At 72.4% G+C, this 6500-nt stretch carries 6 protein-coding genes and 1 pseudogene; all 7 read right to left on the bottom strand.

What is annotated here, in order from left to right; all coding sequences use genetic code 11:
• Nucleotides 1-217 precede the first annotated feature (217 nt).
• Nucleotides 218-1198: a Bug family tripartite tricarboxylate transporter substrate binding protein gene (locus tag ACZJYS_RS21645; RefSeq protein ID WP_493180280.1), complete on the bottom strand. Its 981-nt coding sequence runs from the start codon at nucleotides 1196-1198 to the stop codon at nucleotides 218-220.
• 32 nt (nucleotides 1199-1230) lie between these two features.
• Nucleotides 1231-2040: a sugar phosphate isomerase/epimerase family protein gene (locus ACZJYS_RS21640; RefSeq protein ID WP_493180279.1), complete on the bottom strand. Its 810-nt coding sequence runs from the start codon at nucleotides 2038-2040 to the stop codon at nucleotides 1231-1233.
• A 1-nt stretch (nucleotide 2041) separates the two neighbouring features.
• The gene (locus tag ACZJYS_RS21635) at nucleotides 2042-3214 is read right to left on the bottom strand and encodes a dihydrodipicolinate synthase family protein (protein ID WP_493180278.1); all 1173 of its coding nucleotides are present in this window, start codon (nucleotides 3212-3214) and stop codon (nucleotides 2042-2044) included.
• A gap of 5 nt (nucleotides 3215-3219) precedes the next feature.
• Entirely contained in the window at nucleotides 3220-4374 is a 1155-nt protein-coding gene (locus tag ACZJYS_RS21630) for a Gfo/Idh/MocA family protein (protein ID WP_109517414.1), read from the bottom strand.
• Between the two features lie 139 nt (nucleotides 4375-4513).
• Entirely contained in the window at nucleotides 4514-5179 is a 666-nt protein-coding gene (locus ACZJYS_RS21625) for a TetR/AcrR family transcriptional regulator (RefSeq protein ID WP_379652189.1), read from the bottom strand.
• Nucleotides 5180-5262: 83 nt separating this feature from the next.
• Nucleotides 5263-5982: an aspartate/glutamate racemase family protein gene (locus ACZJYS_RS21620; RefSeq protein ID WP_493180281.1), complete on the bottom strand. Its 720-nt coding sequence runs from the start codon at nucleotides 5980-5982 to the stop codon at nucleotides 5263-5265.
• A gap of 52 nt (nucleotides 5983-6034) precedes the next feature.
• Nucleotides 6035-6304 (bottom strand): annotated as a pseudogene (locus tag ACZJYS_RS21615) (MFS transporter); the annotation flags it as partial.
• Nucleotides 6305-6500: the final 196 nt, after the last annotated feature.

The raw sequence follows: 6500 nt of genomic DNA, 5'->3' as shown, positions 1-6500 counted from the left end.
CGGGGGAGGGCGAGGCCGGGTTCTCATCCGGGCCGCGATAGGGCGGCAGGCCCGGCAGTTCCGGCGGCGCGGCGGGCTCGTCGGCGGCGCGCGTGACAGGCGCGGGGAAGGGCGTGGTCATGGCGGCCTCCATCTGTGACATGAGACCATAACGCCGCCCGGCCCCACCTGTTTGCAAAGCCGCAGCTGCCGCGGTTGCCCGCCTCAGTTGCCCGTCTCAGTTGACGGTGATGCGGCCTTCCCGGATCACGCGGCTCCACTTGTCGCTCTCGCTGGCGATGTAGGCCGTCAGCGCCTCGGGGGTGGAGCCCCGCGCATCGGCGCCCGCCGCCGCCAGCCGCTCCTGCACCGTGCCATTGCCCAGGGCGGCGAGCAGGGCGCCGTTGAGGGTGGCGATGACCGGCTCCGGCGTGCCGGCCGGCACCATCACCGCGCCCCAGGAGGCGGCCTCGGCGGCGGGCAGGCCGATCTCCGCCATGGTCGGCACCTCCGGCAGAAGGCGCGAGCGGCGCGGACCGGTGACAGCCAGCACCTTCACCGCCCCTGCCTGGATCTGGCCGATGGCGGAGGGAAGCTGGTCCAGCATCATCTGCACATTGCCGGCGATGGTGTCGTTCAGCGCCGGCGCGCTGCCGCGGTAGGGCACGTGCTGGATGTCGAGCCGGGCCGCCAGCTTGAACAGCTCGGCCACCATGTGGGTGGAGGAGCCGGAGCCGGCGGAGCCGAAGGACAGGCTGCCCGGGCGGCTCCGCGCCAGGGCGACCAGCTCCTGCGCCGTGCTCACCGGCAGGGCGCGGTTGACGATCAGCACATGGTCGGTGGTGAAGGTCATGGAGACCGGCGCCAGGCTCCGGCGCGGGTCGAAGCTCATGGTGCTGTAGAGATAGGGGTTGATGGTGAGGGTGCCGGTGGTGGCCATCACCAGGGTGTGGCCGTCCGGCGCGCTGTGCACCACGTTCTCCATGCCGATATTGCCGCCCGAGCCGGTGCGGTTCTCCACCACCACGGGCTGGCCCAGGCTGGCGCTCATGTGCTCGGCCAGCACGCGGGCCACCACGTCGGTCGCCCCGCCGGCGGGGAAGGGTACGACGAAGCGCAGCGGCCGCGAGGGCCGCCAGCCCGGCGCGGCGGCGCGGGCCCCGGGCAGCAGCGGCAAGCTCAGCAATGCGGCGCCGAGGCCGCGGCGTGTCAGGCGCATTCTGGGTTCCTCCCTCCGGCCCGGCCTGCCCCTCAGCAGACCGTGGCGTGACGTTCCTTCATGATGGCCAGGACCTCGTCCGGGTCCCGTTTCCACCAGGCGTGCGAGAGCAGCTCCACCTCGGCGAAGCCGCGGTAGCCGGCGGCCTCGACCATGGTGCGGATGCCGGCGATGTCGATGACGCCCTCGCCCGGCATGCCACGGTCGAAGACGAGGTCCGTGGTCGGCACCTTCCAGTCGCACAGGTGGAAACCGGCGATGCGGCGCCCGGCGCGCGCCACCTGCCGCGCCAGCTCGGGGTCCCACCACACGTGATAGACGTCGAGCGCGACGCCGCTGCCCTCGCCCAGCGCGTCGCACAGATCGAGCGCCTGGCCGAGGGTGGAGAGCACGCTGCGGTCGGCGCAGGTCATCGGGTGCAGCGGCTCCAGCGCCAGCGTCACGCCGGCGGCGCGCGCCTCGGGCAGGATGGCGTGCAGCCCCTCGCGCACCATCTCGCGCGCGCCGGGCAGGTCCTTCGAGCCGGGCGGCAGCCCGCCGCAGACCAGCACCAGGCAGGAGGCGCCGATCGCCTCCGCCTCGGCGATGGCGCGGCGGTTGTCCTCGATGGCGGCGGCGCGGCCGGCGCGGTCGGCGGCCGGGAACATGCCGCCGCGGCACAGCCCGGTGACACTCAGCCCGGCATCGCGGATGCGCCGCGCCGCCTGCCCCACGCCCATGGCCTGCAGCACGTCCCGCCAGGGCGAGATGCCGGGGATGCCGTGCCGCGCGCAGCCCTCGATGCAGGCGGCGAGGTCCCACTTCTCCTTCACCGTCACGGTGTTGAGGGAGAGGGGGAACATCTCACGCCACCCCGTGCGTCGCCAGGAGCGACCGCATGCGCGTCACCGCCATCTCCGGGTCCCGCAGCAGCCCGGCCTTGTCGGCCAGGCGGAACAGCTCGGAGAAGTGCAGCAGGGAGCGGGCGGATTGCTGGCCGCCCACCATGACGAAATGGTCCTGGTGCCCGTTCAGCCAGGCCATGAACACCACGCCTGTCTTGTAGAAGCGCGTCGGCGCCTTGAAGATGTGGCGGGAGAGCGGAACGGTCGGCGCCAGGATCTCGTGGAAGGATGCGAGGTCGTTGCGCGAGAGGCTGGCCAGCGCGCCGCCCACCGCCGGCGCGATCGGGTCGAAGATGCCGAGCAGCGCGTCGGAATGGCCCTGCGCGTCGCCGGCGATCAGCTCGGCGTAGTTGAAGTCGTCGCCGGTGTACATGCGCACGCCGCCCTGGCCGTTGCGCGGCAGGCGGCGGCGCATCGAGATCTCCTTGTCCTTGTCCAGGAGCGAGATCTTCACGCCATCCACCTGGTCGGCATGGGCGCGGATGACGTCGAGCGCCACCTCCATCGCCGCCATGTGGTCGTGGTGGCCCCAGTAGCCTTCCAGCGCCGGGTCGAACATCTCGCCCAGCCAGTGGATGATCACCGGCTGCCGCACCTGGGAGAGGATGCGGCCATAGACGCGCTCGTAATCGGCCGGCGAGCGCGCCGCCTTGGCCAGGGCGCGGGAGGCCATCAGGATGATGCGCCCGCCCATCGCCTCCACCGCCGCGCATTGCTCCTCATAGGCGCGGATGACGTCGTCCACCGTCACCTCCGGGCCGGGGGCGAGATGGTCGGTGCCGGCGCCGGAGGCCATGCTGGCGCCGGGGAAGTCCTGCATGGCGTCGAGCGAGCGGCGGATCAGCTCTTGCGCGCCCGCCCAGTCCAGCCCCATGCCGCGCTGGGCGGTGTCCATCGCCTCCGCGACGCCGAGGCCCAGCGACCAGAGATGGCGGCGGAAGGCGATGGTGCGGTCCCAGTCGATGGCCACGTCCAGCCACAGGTCCTGCTCGGCCAGCGGGTCCGCCACCACATGGGCGGCGGCGAGGGCGATGCGCGGGAAGGGCGGCTCGGCGCGGGCGAAATCGCGCGCCGGGCTGGTCTCGAAAGGCTCCAGCCGGCCACCGGCCACGGGCAGGTCGATACGCGGCATGGGCTTCAGGCCTCCAGCTTGGGCAGGTCGATCCAGCGGCGCTCGTTCCAGGATTGCAGCGCGGCCTCGGCCAGCTGCACGCCGCGCGCGCCGGAGAGCAGGTTCCACGGGTAGTCGTCCCGCTCGCCCGCCACATGCTTCAGGAACATCTCCCACTGCATGCGGAAGCCGTTGGGATAGGGCTCGGTGTCCGGCACCTCCTCCCAGGCCGAGAAGAAGTCGATCGGCTGCGGGATGTCCGGGTTCCACACCGGCTTCGGCGTGTTGACGCGCGCCTGGGTGCGGCAGGTGGTGAGGCCGGCCACCGCGCTGCCCTGCGTGCCGTCGACATGGAAGGTGACGAGGTCGTCGCGGCGGACACGGGTGGTCCAGCTGCTGTTGACCTGGGCGATGATACCGCCCGCCAGTCGGAAGGTGCAATAGGCGGCGTCGTCCGCATCGGCCTCGTAGGGCGTGCCGTCCTCGGCGATGCGGCGCGGGATGTGCGTGGCGCCGAGGCAGGAGACGCTCTCCACCTCGCCGAACAGGTTGTCCAGCACGTAGCGCCAGTGGGGGAGCATATCGAGGATGATGCCGCCGCCATCGGCCTTGCGGTAGTTCCAGGAGGGACGCTGCGCCGGCTGCAGGTCGCCCTCGAACACCCAGTAGCCGAACTCGCCGCGCACCGAGAGGATGCGGCCGAGGAAGCCGCTGTCGATGACCATCTTCAGCTTGCGCAGGCCGGGCAGGAACAGCTTGTCCTGCACGATGCCGTTCTTGACCCCCGCCTGGCTGGCGCGGCGCGCCAGGTCCAGCGCGTCCTGCAGGTTCTCGGCCGAGGGCTTCTCGCAATAGATGTGCTTGCCGGCCGCGATGGCGCGGCGGATGAGGCCGGCGCGCAGCGCGGTGGCCGCGGCGTCGAAGAAGATCTCGTCCTGCGGGTCGGCCAGCGCCGCCTCGATGTCGGTGGTGACGCGGACGATGTTGTGGGCGCGGGCCAGTGCCTCCAGCTTCTCGCGGTTGCGGCCGACCAGGATCGGGTCCGGCATCAGCCGGTCGCCATTCGCCAGCCGCACCCCGCCCTCCTGCCGGATGGCCGCGATGGAGCGGATGAGGTGCTGGTTCATGCCCATGCGGCCGGTGACACCGTTCATGACGATGCCGATGCGGCGGTCTGCCATCCTGTCGTTCCCCCGTGCTTCCGGCGGCTTTGGCGCCGGAAAGGTAACCATACGGTTACTCTGCGCTCGCATGGCAACGGGCGTCAAGCGGCAAGCCGGCCCCCCGGGAAAAAAGTAACTGTATGGTTATGCCGGGCGGTCAGGCCCGCAGATAGCCCAGCACCACCTCGATGCAGTGCCGCTCGCGCGCCGCCAGCGCCGCCGGCTCGCCCAGCCCGGCACCGAAGACGGTGGAGAGGGTGTGCAGGTTGGCGATGTAGAAATGCCCCAGCGCCACGATGGTGACGTAGAGCTGCAACGGGTCCACGCCCCGGCGGAAGTCGCCCCCCGCCTCGCCGCGCGCCAGCACGGCGCGCAGCGTGTCGAGCAGCGGGGAGTAGAGTGCCGGCACCCGCTCGCTGCGGCGCAGATACTCGGCCTGGTGCAGGTTCTCCTGGTTCAGCAGGGCGACGAATTCCGGGTGGGCGGCGGTGTAGCGCAGGTTGAAGCGCACGAGCTGCGCCATGGCCTCGGCCGGCGGCAGGGCGGCGACATCCAGCGCCCGCTCCTCGGCCCGCTTGGCGGCATAGGCACCCTCCAGCACGGTGAGCCAGAGCGCCTCCTTGCTGCCGAAATAGGCGTAGAGCATCCGCTTGTTGGCGCCGGCCCGCGCGGCGATCTCGTCCACCCGCGCACCGGCCAGGCCGCGCAGGGCGAACTCCGCCCGCGCCGCCTCCAGGATGCTGTCCCGTGTCGCCATGGCGCGGGCGGAGCGCGGCTCCTTCACCGCAGCACGGGGGGCAGGGGTCTTCGCGGGCTGATCCAACAGGCTGCTCCTCGGGCCGGCAGGGGGCGGTGGGGCGTGCGCGATTCCGCCACCCGCCGTCAAGGGCCGCCTTCCGGTCCGCCTCAGGGCGCGGGGAAACCGCGCGGGCGCAGCCCGGCATGCAGGAAGCGGATCATCGTGTAGACATCGAAGACCGGCAGCCCCAGCGCCCGCTGCAAGGCCGCGGCATAGGGCGGCATGTTGGTGCATTCCAGCACGATGGCGCCCACCTCCGGGTGCCGCCCCACCAGCGCCCGCCCGGCCTCCAGGATGTCCTGCTCGGCGAGGTCGATGTCGAGCTCCTCCTTCTCCGCCCGCACCAGCACGCGGTAGAGCTCGCGCCCCTCCTCGGTGCCGGCCATGGGGATGTCGGCCGGCACGCCGGCGGCCTCGAGGTGGCGCGGCGTCAGCGCGGCGGCGGAGACGGTGACGAGGCCGACGCGCCGCCCCGGCGGCAGCATGGCCTGCACCCAGGGCACCTGCATCAGGCTGCTGGTGGCGACGGGCACTGCCACATGCGCCGCCAGCTCCCGCTGGAACAGCGAGAGGAAGCCGCAGGTGGTGGTGATGGCCTCCGCACCCTGGCGCACGAGATCCTCGGCGGCGGCCAGGAACTCCGGCAGCAGCCCTTCCGCGCCGCGCAGCACCACGCGCTCCGAGGTGGCGCCCCGCACCACGCGGTACAGCACGGGGAAGGGCCAGGTGGTGGCGTTGCCCATGTCGCCCGGGATGCGCGGGAAGCGCGTCTCCAGCATCAGGATGCCGAGCGGCGCGCCATAGACGGCCTTGCCGCCACGGGCGATGCCGCGGCGGCACCCGCCCCGCCAGCAGGTGGCTGCCCGAGGGCGTGACCGGCCCGTGCCCCAGCCCGGCCAGCAGCGCCGAGGCGGCCAGCGCCAGCGGATGGCCGAGCACGGCGAGGGCGATGCCGCAGCCGATCAGCACCAGCGCCCCCTGGCAGACGCGGATGCCGCCATGCCGGCGCAGCAGCAGCCCGGTGAAGGGGCCGGAGACCAGCGCCCCGGCATAGACCAGCCCGGTGTGCAGCCCGACCAGGCTCGGCGGCAGGTCCAGCTCGCGCGCGATCAGCGGCGCCAGCACGGGCAGGGTGAGGAAGGCCCCCATCCCGGCGAGGTGCACGCCGAGCAGGGCGACCATGACGGTCCAGACGGTGGGGGCTGCAAACATTCCGCCGCCATCCTGGACGGCGCGGCCGGCGCCGTCCATGGGGGCAGGAAAGCCCAAAGCAAGGCTTGACCCGGGCCGGGGCTTCGGCTTCCGGTGCGCGCCATGCGCACCCTGCACGTCCTGCTGCTGTTGC

The organism is Roseomonas sp. TS2 (assembly GCF_058833935.1).
The sequence above is the reverse complement of the archived record's forward strand: the minus strand, read 5'-3'. Positions and strand labels throughout refer to the sequence as shown.